Below are 17,507 nucleotides of genomic sequence, written 5' to 3'. Positions count from 1 at the left end.
ATGTGAGCTCCCGGCAGATCCGCGTCAGAGCCGCATTACTGCGCGCTCGAGCTCCGTCAGCGCGCCGGCCGCTCGGAAGCGCGGCGGCGGCTCGGGGAAGATGCGCGGCTGTTGGATGTAGGTTGCCGTGTAGAGGAGGCGGTTGTGATCCGACTGAATTCGGCTTCCCATGTGCAGGCAGCGGGCCGTGTTCACAATGAAGGAAGACAGGCGCGGCGCGATCATTTCCTTGACCGCGTCAGGACCGGTCTTGGCGAACACCTGTGCGTCGCTCATGTGGCTCTTCAGCGTGTTGCGGAAAGGCCTCGACGGGCCGGCCGGGATGAACGTGAACGGACCGTCGGCCGTGTCCCTTACATCGGTGAGATAGATGAAGAGCTTGCACACGCGCTTGTCGTCGTGATCCAGATGCCACAGCTGAGAGTAACTCAGTGCTTGGTTCGGAGTGGGTTGCGACAGCGTCAGCAATACGTCCGACAATTGTGGCAGATCGTGCATGAAGTCGCCGATGATGCGCAGTGCAGCCGGTTGTAGGGCGTAGCGCACGAAAGGATGGTCGGTCGCGAATGCGCCGTTGACGAGGTCTTCGTCCAGCAGACTGACCCAGAAGGACTTATGCCCGAGCTGCTGCTTGTCGGTAAGTTCGTTCAGCCGGCTCACCTTGGCCTCGCCCACCGCAGCGACCGCTTCAGCGAGGCTGCGGTCCACGAGCTCGGACACGTCGACATACCCGTCCGCCGCCAGCTTGCGGCTCGCCTCGGACCATTCGGGCTTCGAGGGAAGCCGATTGAGGAGCTCGATGCGTTTGGCGCGCGCTGGCAACTGCAAGGTGGTCAGAGCTGCCTTTATCGCCCATCCAAGATCAGTGCGATTGACATGCCACAGGAGGCGACGGAATTGGCTGACCTTTGGCTTGCTCGGGGCGGGCCGATCAGTCGTCGTGTCGATGGCTGTCATGTGGGCTCCCAGCAATACAAAAAACCATCATTGTGGATCGTCGGCGCGAACGGCATTCGTTCGCGCGCCAGGACGCGGAGGCGGCCCTGCCGCTCGTAATCGTCGAGCGTCGAGAACAGCTGCGTCTGGTAGTCGACCGAACGGATGTAGAGGAAGCTGACGATATCTCGGGGGCTCGAGAGATTCAGTAGCTCCGTCGTCGGCTCGATGTTGATGACGCGCTTTGGCCTCGCAGCAATGATGTTGTCCACCACCTTGCGCACGTCATAAGGGATCTGCTCGATGCAGAAGTACGTGAAGACGACCTGATCCTTGATGGCGGGATAGTTCGGGTCGTTGCTGTCGGTCAGGTCGATTTTGTCGAGCGATATCCGGTCCGAAAGGCCAAAATGTGCTGCGATCTCCCGGCCCGCAGCAATGCCGTTCGGCGCGATGTCGAACCCGCGGAGCCTCCAGTCGGGATGACTGAGGTGAAGCGACAGCAGATTGATGCCGCAGCCCGCGCCGAGTTCGATGACCTCCGTGGCGCCACCAGTATGCCGTGCCAGCAGGTCGGCGAGGGCTCTGGCGCGATAGCGATAGTAGTCGTCAGCCGCGGTCCTGCAAATCTGATTGTCCACCTTGCGAAGACCCAGCGCGGGGTTCTTCTGTATCAGGAACTCGTCGACGTTGGCAGCCTTGGTCCATTTCTTTTCTGACAGCATCCGCTGCCAATGCGTCAGATTATACTCGGAATCGACGATGTCGGCCGTGCGCTTCACGCGGCGCAAGGCAAGACGGCCAATGCTCCTTGCTGCGTCGATAGCATAGCTCATGGCCTTGTCCGACAAAGACGCCGGAGCGAACCCTGGAGTGACCGCTTTCGTATCTGTCGCGTGGATGTTCATTCAACTGCTTTTGGATGTCAGTCCCATCAATTGCCCGACGGCGGGAAATACACTCCGGTGCCGCTTCTCCAGCACCAGGAAGTATTGGAGCACCCAGGTCACCAGACAGAAAACCATGGAACCGAGCGCGAGCTTTAGCACGCTGTCGAACCGAATGTAACCTGCAATTGTTGCTAGAAAAACGCTTGCCAGGAGGAGGATTGCGAACTGGGTTCCGATGATCTTCGCGAACTGATTGCGATCGAGCTCGAGTGCACTGCGCAACTCTCTCAACTGCAAGGGAAGCACGGCGATACTGCCGATGACCTGGCCAAGTATCAGGGCGCGTTCCGCGAACAAATGCAGTGTCGCGGCGGAGATCGCCGCCCAGATCAGAAGCTGAACGGCCACCAGCCGGTTGAGCTTGGCCTGCACCTCGGGCCGCGTCAGGAAGATCAGGCTGCCGGTTGCCACATATTGCGCGCAGATCGGAACCAGGAAGCTGAGGCCCATCCAGAACGCGTAGGGCGCAAGAAGCGGGCCGATCCAGACCTCCATGATTTGAGGCGAAAGGATAGCGGTGCTGGCGAGCGGCGGTACGACGAACATCGGCATCATGACGACGCCGAGGTCGCCGAGGCGCTGGAACGACGCGGCGCTGCCGCGCTCGTCGAGCCGACTGGCAACCGGAAGCAGAGCGGAAGTCAGGAGACTGACCACAACCTTGGAGAGCCGCGACAATCGTACCAGCGCGTCGTAGGTGCCGACGGCCCTGGGGCCGAACAGCAATCCGATCAGGAACGGTTGAAACGGTCCGGAAATGCCGCCCATCAGCTTGCCTTGCAGCAGCAGCAGGCAACGATGCAGAATGTCCTTTCGGATGTCCCGGGTCCAGGGCAGCAATCGCACGTGCTTGTGCCGCAGGGCGACGAAGGCGGCAATACCGATGACGACGGCGCGGGCCACCAGGGTGGCGAGATAGATGTAGGCGACCACCTCGAAGCCTGCCGCCGCCCACGATGCTGCGAATGTCAGGCCGACATAGGCCGCCGTCGACGTGACCTCGGCGGCGCGGAGCAGGTTGTAGCGCTCGAAGCCTTTGACAATGCCTTCCCACACCAGCGCCGGAACGAAGATCAGATTCGCGAGGGCCGTGTAATGCATGATGCGGGCGAACGTATCGAGGTGTGCGGCGTCAACTTTCATCGCGATGACGAACAGCGGCGTCGCGAGCCAGATCGCGGCGCTGAGGATCAAGGCAAGAGCGATGGAGGCCGCGCCCAGGAAGGCGATCTGGCGGCTGGCCTGGGTCCAGTTACGGTGCTCGCGCGCGCGCGCGACGACCTGGGTGGCGACTTCGGACAGGCCGAGGTCCAGCACCGCCATCATGCCGCTGGGAAGCAGAAGCCGCGAAATGACGATGAGACCGAACTCTGTCACGCCCCAGGTTCCGATGATCAGCGGAATGACTGCGAGGCCCAGCAAGGCGGCCACGCCGAAGGCAAACGCCGAAATCACCGTGTTCTGGATCAGGCGCTTGATCATTGGTGTTTCGTTACCAGGCGCTCAATCCGCCATCGACGGCGATGTTCTGCCCCGTCACGTAGGAGGCCGCGTCGGACACCAGGAACAGCATGGTCCCCACCATCTCATCCGCCCGCGCCATGCGGCCAAGCGGGACGCGAGCACCGTAGCGCGCCTTGAAGGTCTCGTTCTGGCCGCTCTCCACCCCGCCCGGGGTCAGCGTGTTGACCCGAACACCCTTCGCCGCCCAATAAGTCGCAAGGTGCTTGGTCAGGCCGATGACCCCGGCTTTGGACGCCGTATAGACGGCCGGCGTGTTGATGGCGCGGCCGAGATATTCGGAGCCCTCGTAGATGCGCTGGTCGGGCGCCATCAGGCCGTAGATCGAGGCGGTCTGCACGATGGCGCCGTAGCCGCGCTCCGCCATCCGGCCGCCGAACACTTGCGCGACGGTGAACATGCCGTCGAGATTGACCGACATGATCTCGCGCCAGGTATCCTGCGAGAACGCCTCGACCGGAGCGAAGAAGGCGTCCACATCGCGGGTCTTGCTGGCGGCGTTGTTGAGCAGGATCGAGACCGCGCCAAGGTCGGATTCGATCGCATCGGCCGTCTTGCGCACCGCATCGGGATTGGTGATGTCGCAACCGTAGCCCCTGGCCCGGACGGCATGGCGTGAGGCGACCTCGGCCGCCGCGGCGTCGGTCGCGGCCTGATCGAGATCCACGATCGCGACATTGGCGCCGAACTCGGCAAGCCCCTCGGCAAATCGACGTCCGAGAATGCCGCAGCCGCCGGTGACGACGGCCGTACGCCCGGTCAGATCGAACAGAGCCTTGAAGCTCGTGGTCATCGCTTGCGCCTCCTCAGGCCGGCACTCGTTGGCGGAGCAACAGTTCCACCAGCGCAAAATCGAGATCCGAATCGATGTCGATCGAACGCTCTTCCGGCATCTCGAACAGGCGCGTATCCGGATAGAACACCGCGGGGTGCTCCAGGAACGGTGCGACGCGCCAGACATAGATCGACGCGTTCATGTCGAAGCAGCGCGGGGCATCCTGCCGTCGGGTGATCGGCGGATTGGCGGATTTCGAGAGGCCGACGCTGCCGTCGGTGCGCTGCTCGACGAGGTTGAAATACGGCGAGCGCCGCGCCGGCGCACCGGTGATGACATTGCGCGCGCCGCTCTCGCGCAGCAACGCCACTGCACCGGTGATGTCCGAGGCCAGCCTGAGCGGGGAAGTGACGTCGAGATCGACGAAAATTTCCGGCGTCCGACCCATTTGCGCTATGGCCTGCTCGAGGCAGTGCCGGATCGCCGGCAGCTTCGGCGCGGTGTCGGTCGCCATCTCGTCGGGGCGTTTGACCGCGATATCGGCGCCGACCTTCACCGCCGCATCGAGCAAGGCGTCCGAATCGCTGCTGAAGGCGATCGCGTCGAACAGGCCGGTCTCGCGCGCCTGCTCGATGCTCCACGCGAGCACGGGCCTACCCAGGAGATCGCGCGCGTTCTTGCCGACGACACCTTTCGAGCCGCCTCGCGCGCAGATGGTACAGACAAGGCTCATGGCGACACCCAGGTCTTGCTGCGCAACGCGCGCTCGCTGGCGTCGATCAGATGCATGACGCCGAGGGCCTCCGGCAGGGAGCAGGCCGGACTGGCGCCTTGCATCGCGGCGACATGCATGTCGCGGTAGGTCTGGTCGCGCTCGCTGGGAATCTCCCTTGCCTTGCCGTTGACGGCGAGGCGGCCGCCGACGAGATCGGCCTCGATGGTGTCGTCCTCGACATTGACGCGAATGCGGCGGACGCCCTGACGGTCGAGATAGTCCATGTGGACGTGGACGGACGGCGCCCGCTGCATATCGAGCAGCAGGTCAAGGTGGTCGTCGACGTCGATGTCGCGCGCACCGGAGGCGCCGCCAAGCGCAGCGACGCGATGCCATGGCCCGAACAGCCAGAGCAGATAGTCCAGCTCGTGGCTGAGATCCCGCAGCACGCCGCCCCCGGCATCAGCCGTGGCGGAGGCGGTTGTGCGGTGATCGCGGTCCGGTCGCCAGTCCCTGATGTCCTGGCCGACATAGGCGCCGACCGTGATCACGTCGCGTCCGCGCAGCATGTCCGCCAGCGCCGTCATCACTGGGTGAAAGCGCAGATTGTATCCGACGCTGACATGGGCAAACGGATATTTCGGGGCCGGTGCCGGCGTTGCGAAAAGCGGCTTTTCGACGAGGACATTGCCACGGAAGCCGGTTTGCGCCAGCTCTTGCAGATTGTCCGCATGGCGCGCCGTCTCGGTGGCAATCACCACGTAGTCCGGATGCGCCGCCGCAACGGCCTGCGCGATCGAACCGTAGTCGCCACCTTCGCGCCGGCTGACCGTTGCGACCCGAAGGCCGAGCTCGCGCAGGACGCGCGCATGCCTTGTGCCGATCGAGCCGAGGCCAACCACGACGGCTGTTGTCGAGATCACGGGAAGACCTCGTGAAACTCCGCATGCGCCTGCTCGAAATCCTCCAGCCGGCCGATGTCGAGCCAGTACTCGCGAATTGGATAGACCGCGACGCGTCCCTTGTCGGCGATCACGCGCTCGAGCACGGTCGGCATATCGATGCTGACGCCCCGCGTGACGTGGCGGAAGACCGACCTGCCGATCACATAGATGCCCGCACTGACGAACCAGCTCTCGGTCGGCTTCTCGCGAATGGTCTGGAGAAATCCGTCCGTGGTGGACACCACCCCATAGGGGACGTGCACCTTGTGCTCGCGGACAGCCATCGTCGCTTCTGCCGGCGCTCCGTTGTGGAAGTCGAGAAGCGCTCCGTAGTTGATCGTGGTGAGGATGTCGCCGTTGGTGACGATCATAGGCAGATCCGGCGGTGTTGCAAACAGCCCGAGCGCACCGGCAGTGCCGAGGCGCTCGGTCTCGTGCACGTACTGGATGTTGGCGCCAAAGGCGACGCCATCGGCAAAGTAATCCTTGATCGTCTGGGCCTTGTAGTTCACCGAAATGAAGATGTTGCCGAAGCCTTGCTGGACGACGTTGCGGACGATCGTCTCGAGCAGCGGGCGGCCGCCGACATTGAGCATCGGCTTCGGAACGTCGCGCGTCAGCGCACCCAGGCGCTCGCCGAGGCCGCCGGCCATGATCAGCACCGGATTCTGATACTGGCGCGGCTCGAGCAGCTCATCGAGCGTCTCGACCACGACGAGATGGCCGCCCTCGTCGACGAGCGGGAGCTGCTTGATCGACCTCTGCCGCATCAAATGCAGGCGATCCTCACGGGGCAAGGTCGCAGGGGCCGACACCGGCGTCCGGTTCATGATGTCGGTCGCAAGCCCGGTGAGGGCGATGCCGCGCAGCAGTCCGCGTCTGACGTCGCCGTCGGTGACCACGCCGAGCAGCCGGTTCTGGTCGTCGAGCACCAGCGCAATCTGGATGCTTCCGCTCTCGATCGCGGCAATGGCCTCGCCCACACTGGCCTGGGTACCGACGATGGCCTTGCGCCAGGATTTCATGGCAATTCTGCCTCGTACACGCCGGATTTGTGGGCAGCCCACGGCTGAGCCTGCTATATCGCGGCTGCGAGAGGCGGCGTCAACCCCGTCAGGGGACCCGGGCTTGTCCTTGTTAATTCAAGCGTTTTCAGGCGCAATCGGTCGGTTTGAAGCGCCCGGGCCCGGCCGCTAAGATCGGTGCAGCTCAGGGGAATCGCGATGGACGATCTGATCATCATCGGCGGCGGCGAACATGCCTTCATGGTCTACGAGGCAGCGCTTCTGTCGGGCCAGTTCAACGTCATCGGTTTCCTCGATCGCCAGCCGGGAACGTTGGGCGATGCGCGCTATCTCGGAACCGATGATGTTGCGCCGAACTATCCCGATGCCGCCTTCGTGGTCGGGGTCGGAACGATGCAGGCGGGGCCCGCGCGCCGGCAGATGATCGGCCGGCTGCAGCTGACGCGCTGGGCGTCGGTGATCCATCCGCGCGCGTTCGTCTCGCCGTCGGCAACGATCGGTCTGGGCTGCGTCATCATGCCGGGCGCGATCGTCAATGCGCGAAGCATGATCGGCCATCACTGCATCATCAATTCGGGCGCGGTCGTCGAGCACGACGTGCGCATTGGACACTACACCCATCTCTCGCCGGGAACGGTGGTCGGCGGTGGCGCCGAGATCGGCGACAATTGCTTCGTCGGGCTCGGCAGCCGTGTCCGCGATCACATTTCCATCGGCAACGATACGCTGGTCGCGATGGGCTCTGTCGTCACCGGCTCATGGCCGTCCGGCTCGGTGCTGCGCGGGGTTCCTGCCAAGCCTCGCCGCTAGACCGGATCATCCGGCTCGAGCGCCCGCGGTGCCGCGGTCCCGATCAGGGACCAGTACTCGATCGGCGACCGCCCCGTGCCCGGCCGCTTGGCGGTGATGTCGGCCGGGCCGATGATCTCGCCGGCCTTCAGTGCGCGTGCCGCCACGATGCTCTTGCGCGCGACCGGCACATTGCCGACCTCGGACTCCCTCGGTGCCTTAACGCCGTCGCCGAGCGCGGCCTCAACATTGCGGATGGCGCCGACCATCCGCTTGAAATCATCAGGTTCGAGCGAGGCCGCGTGGTCGGGACCGGGCGCGCTGCGATCCAGCGTCAGGTGCTTCTCGATGACCTCCGCGCCGAGCGCGACCGCGGCGACCGAAACCTCGAAACCGTCAGTGTGATCGGAATAGCCGACCGGAAGCTGGAACGCCGACCGCATCGTCGCCATCGCAGCGAGGTTCACATCGGCGATGGGGCAGGGATATTCGGTCGTGCAATGGAGCAGGCTGACGTGCCGCGCCAGCGCGGCGCGCGCTGCCGGATCGCGCCACGCCGCGCGGAAAGATGCGAGGCCCGCAGCATCGTTGCGCTGCGCGTAGCCGTGCGCCAATACGCCGAGGGCTTCCTCGATCTCGCTGAGCGTCGCCATGCCGGTCGAGAGGATCAGCGTCGCACCGGCCCTCGCTGCAGCGTGCAGCAGCGGGGCATTGGTGAGATCGCCCGATCCGATCTTGATGCGCGGCAGTTCGAGCGACAGCAGAAAGGCGAGTGAAGCGTCGTCGAAGGGTGTCGACAGGAACTCGATACCGCGCTCCTCGGCGCGCGCGATCAGTGTGTGATGTGCAGCCTGCGGCAGCTCGAGACGTTCCAGCATGGCGAGCTGGCTCTCGGCGGCGTCCGTCGTGCGCTGCTGGTAGCCGGCCTTCTTCGCCGCTCCGCCCGCCAGCGCCTTTGCATTGAAGGTCTGGAACTTGACGATGTCGGCACCGGCATCGGCCGCAGCATCGACGAGGGCCAGTGCCTTGTCCAGGCTGCCGTCGTGATTGACGCCGGCCTCCGCGATGATCAGCGTGTGTCTCGTCATGGCCGCGCTCCGTTTGCGGGAGCTTCGTAGAAGCCCTTCTTCAGGAGCTGGCCGAAATCCGGGATGGCCGCGATGATGTCGGCAAAGCGCCGGCTGGAATCGCCGTCGCCATAGGGATTGACGGTGTCCTTGCGGCCCCGCTCAAGCGCTTGCGAGATCGCCGCGGCGATCGCGCCGCGCTCGGGCGTGGCGTGAAATACCGAGTCGGCGCGCTCGCGCCCCTTCTGACGGTCGCCGATATCCACCGTCGGAACACCGAATGACGGCGCTTCGAGGATGCCGCTCGACGAATTGCCGATCACGACGTCCACCTGGCTCATCAGGCTGAGATAGCGGAGCTGCCCGAGCGACGCGACCGCGATCGTGTTCGGCCGGCCGGCCGCGAAGGCCTTGGTCCGGTCGTTCAGCGCGCGCCCTTCGGCATCGGCATTGGCGAGCGTGAAGATGAGGCGAAAGCCGGGATCGAGCCTCGACAGCGCCGCGAACAGCTCATCCAGCTCGGCCGCCGAGCGTCCGGCCTCGACCGTCACCGGATGGAACGTCACGAGCGCATTGCGCTCGCCGAGCGGCATCCCGATCGCGTTGCCGATGTCGTCGCGGTTCATCAGATCGAGATGCTTGATGGCGTCGATGCCGACCGAGCCGATGGTGTGGACACGGGTTGGGTGCTCGCCAAGCTGCATCAAGCGCCGCGTCGAGTCCTGATTGCTGGTGAAATGCAGATGCGACATCTTGCTGATGGCGTGGCGGACGGATTCGTCGACCGCGCCTTCGGTGACGTCGCCGCCGAACAGATGCGCCATCGGCAGCCGCATGAACATCGCGGCCTGGGCGGCCGCGAACATCTCGAAGCGGTCGCCGAGCACGACGACGAGATCCGGTTGCAGCCGCGTGAACGCGTCGGCAAAGCCGATCACGCCGAGCCCGACCGATTTTGCAACGCCCGCGCCGGTGTCGCTGGCAAGCAGCGTCTCGACGCGCTCGTCGACCTCGAAGCCCTCGTCGCGGATGGCGTTGAAGGTGTAGCCGAACTCGGGCGCGAGATGCATACCGGTGGCGATGAGCTGGAGCCTCAAGCCTGACGTCTCGCGGATCGCGCGCATCGGCCAGACCAGCAGCCCGAAATCGGCCCGGCTGCCGGTGACGAAGCAGATCTTTCGCGTTCCGCTATTCATCGCAGGCTCTGATGCTGGCGCTGCTCGGCAGGTTGATCAGGCGGCGCTCGATCGACTCGGCGGTGGCGAGATCGCCGCGCGGGCTGTCCGAGAACATCGGCAGGCGGTGCATCAGGGTCCAGGCCGGCCGCGCGCCGAAGCCGGCTTCGTTCAGCGCCGTCAGCAGGTCGTCCCGCCGTCCGGCATGGGCCTCGTCGAGCAGGATCGCGTTCAGCCAGTAATTGCTCGTGGTGCCCTCGGGCTCGCGCGAGAAGCTCACGCCAGGAACGTCCGCAAAGACGCGCTCATAGGCTGCCGCCAGCCGGCGCTTGCTTGCCAGGAAACCGTCGAGCTGCTCGAGCTGGGCGCAGCCGAGCGCGGCGTTCAGGTTGGGCAGGCGGTAGTTGAAGCCGATCTCGTCATGCACGAAGGCCCATTTGTGCGGCAGCTTCGCGGTGGTGGTGAGATGCTTGGCGCGGCGTCCGAGCTCCTCGTCGTTGGTGAGGATGGCGCCGCCGCCGCCTGTGGTGACGATCTTGTTGCCGTTGAAACTCAGCGCCGCGAGCCGCGCCTGCGATCCGACGGCGTGACCCTTGTAGGTCGAGCCCAAGGATTCCGCGGCGTCCTCCACCAGTGCGATGCCCCAGTCGCGGGCGATCGCGGCGATCTCGTCGAGCTCGACGGGATGCCCGAACGTGTGCATCGGCGAGATCGCAGCTATGCGGTGTCCGGTCTCGCGATTGACCGCGCCCTTTGGCGTTCGCTCGGCAATCCTCTCGAGCCGCGCGGCGAGGGCGCGCGGGTCCATGCCGAGCGTGGCGAAGGAGCTGTCGACGAAATGCGGCACCGCCCCGCAATAGGCGATCGCGTTCGTGGTCGCGATGAAGGTCAGCGCCGGCGAGATGACCTCGTCGCCAGGCTCGACGCCGGCGAGGCGGAAGCAGGCGTGCAATGCCGCCGTGCCGTTGACGACGGCGACCGCGCGTTTGGCGCCCGTCACCTCCTCCAGCATCCGCTCGAAGCGGTCGACGAACGGGCCGACCGAGGAGACGAAAGTGCTCTTGATGCATTCTTCGAGATAGGCGACCTCGTTGCCGGCAAACACCGGCTCGTGCAGGCCGAGGATGCCGTTGGGCGTGCCTGCGGCGCGCCGGACGGCATCGACCACGGCCTTCGGATCGAAGGTGCGCGTAGAGAGGTCGGATCTGGTCGCGGCCGTTCCCACAATTGCCTCAGACATTGTAGACGTCCGCCTTGTAGCGGCCGAGATTTACGGGATTGGTGAACCAGTTCACCGTCTTCACGATGCCCTGGCGCATGCCTTCGATCCCACCGAATTCCGGGGCCCAGCCGAGCTGCTGGCGCGCCTTGGAATTGTCGGCCCAGAGGCGCTCGACTTCGCTATTGGCGGGACGCAGCCGCGCCTCGTCGGTTTCGATCTCGATCGTGGTCCCCATGACGTCGGCGATCATCTGCGCGGTGGCGCCGACCGAGATCTCGAAGCCGCTGCCGAGATTGATGGTCTGGCCGACGGTCTGCTCGGCCGGAGCGGTGAGTCCTGCGATCAGGCCGCGCGCGGTGTCGGTGACGAAGGAGAAGTCACGGGTCGGGCTGACGGCGCCGAGACGAATCCTGCGCTTGCCGGTCGCGATCTGGCTGATGATCGTGGGGATCACCGCACGTGCCGATTGCCGCGGTCCATAGGTGTTGAACGGCCTGATCACGACGACCGGCAGGTCGAACGAGGCGTGGAACGATAGCGCCATCTGATCGGAGGCGATTTTCGAGGCCGAGTAGGGCGACTGGCCGACCAGCGGATGGCTCTCCTTGATCGGAACGGTCTGCGCCGTGCCATAGACCTCGCTGGTCGAGGTCTGCACGAAGCGCCGCACGCCGGCCATGCGCGCGGCCTGGAGCACGTTCACGGTGCCGCGCACATTGGTCTCGACATAGGAATCGGGCGCGACATAGGAGAAGGGAATCGCGATCAGCGCCGCCAGGTGCAGCACGTCGGTGCAGCCGCTGGCGGCTGCGATCATGAAATGCGGATCACGGATGTCGCCGGCGACCACCTCTACGGATTTCATGATGTCGGCGGGAACGGTGTCGAGCCAGCCCCACGAGTTGAAGGAGTTGTAGTAGACGATCGCCTTGACGCGGGCCCCGGCTTTCACCAGCTCCTCGACGACATGCGACCCGATGAAGCCGTCGCTGCCGGTAACGAGGACGCGGGCGTCCCTCAGATCTGCCATGCCGGACCCCAAAAGGCGATTAAGCCAGTCTTCGCAACAAGATGGCGCTATAGCATACTCGCGGTCGCGCGCAACAGAGCCGCCGTGCGAAAGCTGCCAAATGCCCGAGGATGCAGCAGTTTTTGACGGGCCATCTAAGTGTCGCCGGCCGCGTTCAGACGCGCTCTTACGAACGCCTGGAGATTGCCGCCCTGGAACAAATGGCCGGGAAGGCCGGCCGCCTGCGCGGCCTCGAGGTCGCTCGGCTTGTCGCCGATCACCATGCTGTGCGCCATGTCGATGGGAAAACGCTGCGCCAGGTCGGTGATCATGCCCGCGCCCGGCTTGCGGCGGTCGCTGACACGGCAATAGCGGGCCACGGTTCCCTCGGGATGGTCGGGGCAATATTCGAAGGCGTCGATATGCGCGCCGACGAGTGCCATCTGGTCCGCCATCCAGCGGTGCAGGGTGTCGACGTGATGCTCCTCGTAATAGCCGCGCGCGACGCCGGATTGATTGGTGATGACGAAAGCGAAATAGCCGGCGTCGTTGACGGCCTTCACGGCCTCGCGTGCCCCGTCGATCCATTCGAGCTTGTGCGTCTCGAATGTGTAGCCGGAATCATGGTTAAGCACGCCGTCGCGGTCGAAGAACACGGCGGGACGCTGCAGCTTCTCGCGCAGCTCGCGGTCGGCGCGCGCGAAATCGTCAGGGATGCCGATGTCGATGAAATAGCCGCGATAGGCGGTGCCGCGCAGCTCGCCGCGCGGGGCAAGACCGGGGAACACGTCCTGTTCGAGAGAGGCGGGAAGCTTCGCGATATCGGCGAGAACGGACTTGTCGACGACGTAGATCCCGGCATTGACCGGCCCGGTGGCGCCCGCACCCGGGGCGATGAAATCGCGCACCACGTCGCCATCGAGCGCGACGCGCCCGTAGCGGTCCCCGACGACGCCGTCGCGCAATGCTATGTGAATCCGACCGTCCCGCGCACGCGCGATCAGATCAAGCAGGTTGAAGTCGAACAGCGAGTCGCCATTGAGCAGCAGGAAGCGGTCGTGCAGCAGATCGCGCGCGTTCACGAGCGCGCCGCCGGTGCCGAGCGGCTCGGTTTCGCGAGACACCAGGATCTTTGCCCGGCCGCGCGCCGCGCCGGCGTAGTGGCTCTCGACGATGTCGGCCTTGTGGCCGGCTAGCAGGAGGATTTCATCGAAGACGTGATAGCGGACGAGTTCATCGATGAGGGTGTCGAGAAACGGCCTGCCTCCGATGTCGAGCATTGGCTTCGGCACGGATTTGGTGCGTTCGCCAAGGCGGGTGCCGAGCCCACCGACGAGGATGACGGCTTGTCTCAGCATGATTTGTCCCTCCGACGGCATGAGTGATGCAACACGACGCGCACCAGAGGGGCGATCAGCCTGCAAGTATTTGCAAGCCGCTGATCTCCTTCAGCCGGCTTCAGAATCGTGCGTACGACCGGTTTTGCACCTGTTGCGATCATTTCGTTCACGGTGTCCAGATCGGAGAACAGATAGGCGGCCGGCGCGCCGTTGGTCGCCCGGACGATGCCGATCGTATACGGGTCCGAGAGGATGATTCCTTTTCGTAGGTTCTGGCGGAGCCAACTGTGCCGAGCTGGATCAGGAAGAACAGCAAGGTCAGGACAAATGTGATCGTGCACATCGCGAGATCTCTAGGATGGGGCCCGTCGCAGCAGCCGAGAATTATCTTCAATTTCCTTTCGGCAGGTCAGTCGGGCGGCCAACGATCAGGGAGCCTAGCGTGAACAGATCCTCCGGAGAGAAATTTCGAAAGCGCGGTGCCAACCGTTCCAGGATCTGCTGCTCAGGTGGCCGGCGGTCTGGTTGGTCGCTGAGAAGTTCAAACCCGGCCTCTCTGAACAGCTGCAGATATTCGCTATGGCGCAAACGATTGACGTATTGGAAGCGAGACTGGAAGGGCGCCCAATCCTCGTCGGAATAGGTCAGGAAATTGAATGAGCTGATGGACGGATCGAAGCCTTTGAAGTGGTCGCCGTAGTCGATTTGCATGAGGATAAGCCCGTCAGGGCGCATGATGCGTCGCAACTCCTTCAGGATCGCCGCGATGTCGCTCTTGGGAATGTGCTCGAGCGTTTCGACCGAGACCGCGCAGTCGATCGAACCGGCTGGCAGGCCTGTCGTTCGGGCATCGGCCGGTGCGCGGTAGTCGATGTGCCAGTAACGCTCGAGGTCCTCTACGGAGTTCAAGTCGGGGTGGTCGGTCCCGCTCAGTCGAGAAATCACGGCTGCGTTGGCGCGGATCAGTTCCAGCTTGGCCAAGCGCTCGATGTCGACGGTGATGAAACGTCGCGCCCCATGTGCACTGAAGGCGAGAGGAATGATCAGATCCCGCCCGGCGCCGAACTCGTAAAAAGTCGAATCCCGTAACGGTCGGATGCTGTACCTGTCGTGGACGCCCAGCAGCCGCTGCGCAAGCGTATAGATGGACCTGACCTGTCGTTCGGGGCGCGGCAGCCGTCGTGTGACGTAGCGCTGCAGGGCGTAATGCAGGTCTTCGCCCCAGGGAATGTTCGACAATACGGAGAACGCCCGCGCCTTTGTTTGCCAGCGCACGTCAGCATTTCCTCGCCGGAATGGCCACGATCGGAGTGATGCTGACGAGCGGTGGTTGAAGCACGGTGTAGGTCCAAGAAAGGCCGATGTTCTGCCTGTTTGAGGCAGATACCAACTCACATAGCTAGTTTCGGTCATACGGGAGCCGCAGCCCCAATGCAAGGACTGGAGCACAGAGATGGCGGCACTCGTTCCGGTAGCAAGAGCGCCCTCATGTCCAGCGGCCGCTTGGGCGACCAAGGCTTGAGCCTGACGAAAGTCGCGGGTCACCTTTGGTGGATCAGACGGCAGGACGGACCGAGGGCGGCCAGGGCCACAATGGTTCCTCGAGAATTTGGCACAGGAGCCGATTAATCAACCATAGATTGCTTAGTATGATGTCGACCGGGCGCCCCATTCACGGTATGGAGCTTTCCGTTCATATTGTGTCCGGGACAAGAGTACATGCCCATGATCGAGCGTGCGCCCCAAGCTTCAGTCCGTCCGCAGCTTGCGAGGTGGTCCGATGTCGCTATCCGAACAGTACGGAAGCATTGGGTTCTTTCGCTCGCCATCGGAGCCATGTTGTTGGCTGCTCTAGGTTCCCTGGACGTCGGCCGAAAGGTGGAATCCTGGACCGCAAGCGCGACGATTGCACTTGGTACAATGCCCAGCCTTGACGGCCTTCTCGGCCGGTCTGCGATGACCGTCGAACGCGTAGAGAGTGCCCGTGAGCTGGTGACACGGATCGGAGGGATTCAGTTCCAAGACAGTGTACTTGCCGATGCTCGCAAGGCACTTCACGACCGCCGGGGGGCGTTCGCCGGAGCTTCGTTGCGCGGGATCGTCATAGACGATTCCATCATCCGTCTGGAGGCAAGTTCCGCCTCGAAGGAGGAGGCGCTGATCCTGCTTCAACAGGCCGTTGCCGCAATCCAAGCCGTTCATCAGAAATTGCTTGAACCCAGAATGGAATTGTTGCGTTCCGTGCGCGACAGCCTTCAAGATGCAAAGGTGCGCCTGAGCGATTCGCTCAAGAAGGGCGACATATACGTTACTCCGGCTCGGCCGGATGGCACGGCCTTGATGTCGAGCCCCGGGGGCTCAGTTGATGGAATTCTCAACGTCGAAACGCGCATTGCGTTACTGACCTATAGCGAGCGCACTGTGAGGATGACAGGCCTGCAGGATGGATCATCTCCTGTGATGGAAGGCCCCAGGGAGGTCAATCTCGTGCAAAGAGCCATTCTGGCGGGCTTGGGCATCGTCCTTTTCATTGGCCTTTTGACTTTCCTTCTGAAGCGATCGGTCCGCGTAGGGTAGAGCTGGCCATGACCCTTTTGGCTGGTGTCTCGATACTGCTCTTCATCGTTTGGTTGTTGCGCTTCAGATCGACAATTTTCCTGTGCCTCGCCTTTCTTTTGTTTACCTTCGTGTGGCGGACGATCTCCTCGTTCTACATCGATCTCTCGGGGCCAATCCTTTCGTCCCAGCTTCAGCTGTTCATTGGTCCCGGCGTCATGACTGTGTTCCAGTCGATCGCCTATTTTCTGACGCTTCTTCCATTCCTCTGGGTTTTCAATGCGCAGGCGCTGGATGATTGGGCTCGGTCGGCTCCAGTTCCCGAGCCGCATCCGAGCCAATCTCAACTGACTCTGTCGGACGTCACATTCTACGTGTCGGTCCTTTTCTTGATCCTGCTTTTCGGCGCTCTGATCCAGGGGGGCGTCATTCCACTGTTCGCCAAGATCGAGCGTTGGACCTTCAACGAGCAGGCCAATTTTCTTCATCGCTTTGTGATCGAGCGAGGCGACATGGTCTGCTTCTGGTGGGGGACCATGTTCGTCGCTGAGTGGTTGCGACGGCGGCGATACGATTATCGCTTTCTGGTTTTGCTGGCTGCAATGATCTTCTACATGTTTCTCGTAGGCGGGCGCTTCTCGCCCTTCTACCGATATTGTGGATTCTTTATCATACCGTTCTCGGCGGCTTTGCTCGTTCAGGCGCGAGGCTTTGCAGGCGGACGTTCGTTAAGCTTGCTGCCTCGGATCGCCGATCGCCGCATCGTGCTGGCGGGCACCGGCATCATAGCGGCGACGGTCGCGATGATTGCATTCGCGCTCTACTGGAATCTGACCAGGGTCAGAGGATACGAAGGAGAGGCCGCGCGGGGCGCTTTCGTGGAGCGCGCTCTCGTGCAGCCGTCAGAGATAGGATGGGCGTCCTATCAGCGTGTTCTGGTCAACGGAGATTGGGATGCACGCCGTGCCTTCGATGCCCTGTTCGGGCGTCCCATCGTTGCGGGACGAAACACGACACCGCAGTTCCTGATGTCCGAAACGATCGGTGAGCCACGGACGACGGAGCACATCACGGGCGGGTTTCAATTCGCAGGTGGATTTCCTGAAATCTTTTTCGAGCTGTTTGGTCCCTATTTGAGCTGGTTCTTTCTGCTGGGAGCCGGCTGGCTCACGGCGCTCATTTCCGCGATCATGATCCGCTCAATCGTTGCCGGGCGATATCTGACGGCAATGCTGTCGTTCTATGTGCTGTATGGCTTCTACGTCATGTACATCGGGGGCATGCTGAACTTTGCGGCGACGCCGACATATTGGATTAAAATTGCCGCGCTGTTCGCCGCGATCATTCTGGAGGAGCGTTGGCAGATGTTGGGCCGTCCCGTTCTCCCGTGGGTGCTCGCCGACAAAACTCGCTTGTTTCGCCGCTCTGCGGTTTCCAAAGTTTAGGAGCTACGTCCGGCGAGCAGCGCAGAGCGGTGTCGCTC

Annotated in this window: 16 protein-coding genes; 3 read left to right on the top strand and 13 right to left on the bottom strand. The window is 63.3% G+C overall.

Annotated features, from left to right (window positions below):
- Positions 1-24: 24 nt before the first annotated feature.
- The 7 genes from N2605_RS23585 to N2605_RS23555 are packed head-to-tail and all read right to left on the bottom strand — an operon-like array spanning position 25 to position 6,866.
- Positions 25-957 (bottom strand): hypothetical protein, encoded by a 933-nt coding sequence (locus N2605_RS23585; protein WP_260343307.1) that lies wholly within the window; start codon positions 955-957, stop codon positions 25-27.
- Complete coding sequence (locus N2605_RS23580) at positions 954-1,844, bottom strand: class I SAM-dependent methyltransferase (RefSeq protein ID WP_057028697.1); 891 nt, start codon at positions 1,842-1,844, stop codon at positions 954-956. Before N2605_RS23580 ends, N2605_RS23585 begins: the two co-directional genes overlap by 4 nt.
- Positions 1,845-3,368 (bottom strand): MATE family efflux transporter, encoded by a 1,524-nt coding sequence (locus tag N2605_RS23575; RefSeq protein ID WP_225185444.1) that lies wholly within the window; start codon positions 3,366-3,368, stop codon positions 1,845-1,847.
- A gap of 10 nt (positions 3,369-3,378) precedes the next feature.
- Positions 3,379-4,200 (bottom strand): SDR family oxidoreductase, encoded by an 822-nt coding sequence (locus N2605_RS23570; protein ID WP_225148253.1) that lies wholly within the window; start codon positions 4,198-4,200, stop codon positions 3,379-3,381.
- A gap of 13 nt (positions 4,201-4,213) precedes the next feature.
- Positions 4,214-4,915, bottom strand: coding sequence for an acylneuraminate cytidylyltransferase family protein (locus N2605_RS23565; protein ID WP_260343306.1), 702 nt, complete (start codon positions 4,913-4,915; stop codon positions 4,214-4,216).
- Positions 4,912-5,820: a Gfo/Idh/MocA family protein gene (locus tag N2605_RS23560; protein WP_225152453.1), complete on the bottom strand. Its 909-nt coding sequence runs from the start codon at positions 5,818-5,820 to the stop codon at positions 4,912-4,914. The genes N2605_RS23565 and N2605_RS23560 overlap by 4 nt, the downstream gene beginning before the upstream one ends.
- A complete protein-coding gene (locus N2605_RS23555; RefSeq protein WP_036007417.1) occupies positions 5,817-6,866 on the bottom strand; it encodes a nucleotidyltransferase family protein in 1,050 nt (349 codons plus the stop codon). The genes N2605_RS23560 and N2605_RS23555 overlap by 4 nt, the downstream gene beginning before the upstream one ends.
- Positions 6,867-7,064: 198 nt before the next feature.
- On the opposite strand from N2605_RS23555, the gene N2605_RS23550 reads away from it, so the two are divergent.
- On the top strand, positions 7,065-7,676 hold the full coding sequence (locus N2605_RS23550; RefSeq protein WP_036029839.1) for an acetyltransferase: 612 nt from the start codon (positions 7,065-7,067) through the stop codon (positions 7,674-7,676).
- On the opposite strand, the gene neuB is transcribed toward N2605_RS23550, so the two are convergent.
- The 6 genes from neuB to N2605_RS23520 all read right to left on the bottom strand — a co-directional run bounded on the left by neuB (position 7,673) and on the right by N2605_RS23520 (position 14,743).
- A complete protein-coding gene (gene neuB / locus N2605_RS23545; RefSeq protein ID WP_260343305.1) occupies positions 7,673-8,743 on the bottom strand; it encodes an N-acetylneuraminate synthase in 1,071 nt (356 codons plus the stop codon). The two genes, N2605_RS23550 and neuB, sit on opposite strands and share 4 nt — an antisense overlap.
- The gene (gene neuC, locus N2605_RS23540; RefSeq protein WP_225148256.1) at positions 8,740-9,918 is read right to left on the bottom strand and encodes a UDP-N-acetylglucosamine 2-epimerase; all 1,179 of its coding nucleotides are present in this window, start codon (positions 9,916-9,918) and stop codon (positions 8,740-8,742) included. The genes neuB and neuC overlap by 4 nt, the downstream gene beginning before the upstream one ends.
- Complete coding sequence (locus N2605_RS23535; protein ID WP_260343304.1) at positions 9,911-11,137, bottom strand: LegC family aminotransferase; 1,227 nt, start codon at positions 11,135-11,137, stop codon at positions 9,911-9,913. The genes neuC and N2605_RS23535 overlap by 8 nt, the downstream gene beginning before the upstream one ends.
- Positions 11,130-12,149, bottom strand: a complete 1,020-nt coding sequence (locus tag N2605_RS23530; RefSeq protein ID WP_260343303.1) for an NAD-dependent 4,6-dehydratase LegB — start codon at positions 12,147-12,149, stop codon at positions 11,130-11,132. Before N2605_RS23530 ends, N2605_RS23535 begins: the two co-directional genes overlap by 8 nt.
- Positions 12,150-12,283: 134 nt before the next feature.
- Entirely contained in the window at positions 12,284-13,486 is a 1,203-nt protein-coding gene (locus tag N2605_RS23525; RefSeq protein WP_260343302.1) for an HAD-IIIA family hydrolase, read from the bottom strand.
- A 372-nt stretch (positions 13,487-13,858) separates the two neighbouring features.
- The gene (locus tag N2605_RS23520) at positions 13,859-14,743 is read right to left on the bottom strand and encodes a class I SAM-dependent methyltransferase (RefSeq protein WP_193760748.1); all 885 of its coding nucleotides are present in this window, start codon (positions 14,741-14,743) and stop codon (positions 13,859-13,861) included.
- A gap of 444 nt (positions 14,744-15,187) precedes the next feature.
- Here N2605_RS23520 and N2605_RS23515 point away from each other — a divergent pair, with 444 nt between their 5' ends.
- On the top strand, positions 15,188-16,045 hold the full coding sequence (locus N2605_RS23515; protein WP_157784013.1) for a hypothetical protein: 858 nt from the start codon (positions 15,188-15,190) through the stop codon (positions 16,043-16,045).
- An 8-nt stretch (positions 16,046-16,053) separates the two neighbouring features.
- Positions 16,054-17,469, top strand: coding sequence for a DUF6418 domain-containing protein (locus tag N2605_RS23510; RefSeq protein WP_225150602.1), 1,416 nt, complete (start codon positions 16,054-16,056; stop codon positions 17,467-17,469).
- Positions 17,470-17,507: the final 38 nt, after the last annotated feature.

This window comes from Bradyrhizobium yuanmingense, from assembly GCF_025200905.1.
Classification (GTDB): Bacteria; Pseudomonadota; Alphaproteobacteria; order Rhizobiales; family Xanthobacteraceae; genus Bradyrhizobium; species Bradyrhizobium yuanmingense.
Note: the sequence above shows the minus strand (reverse complement) of the source record. Positions and strands in the feature narration are given on the sequence as shown.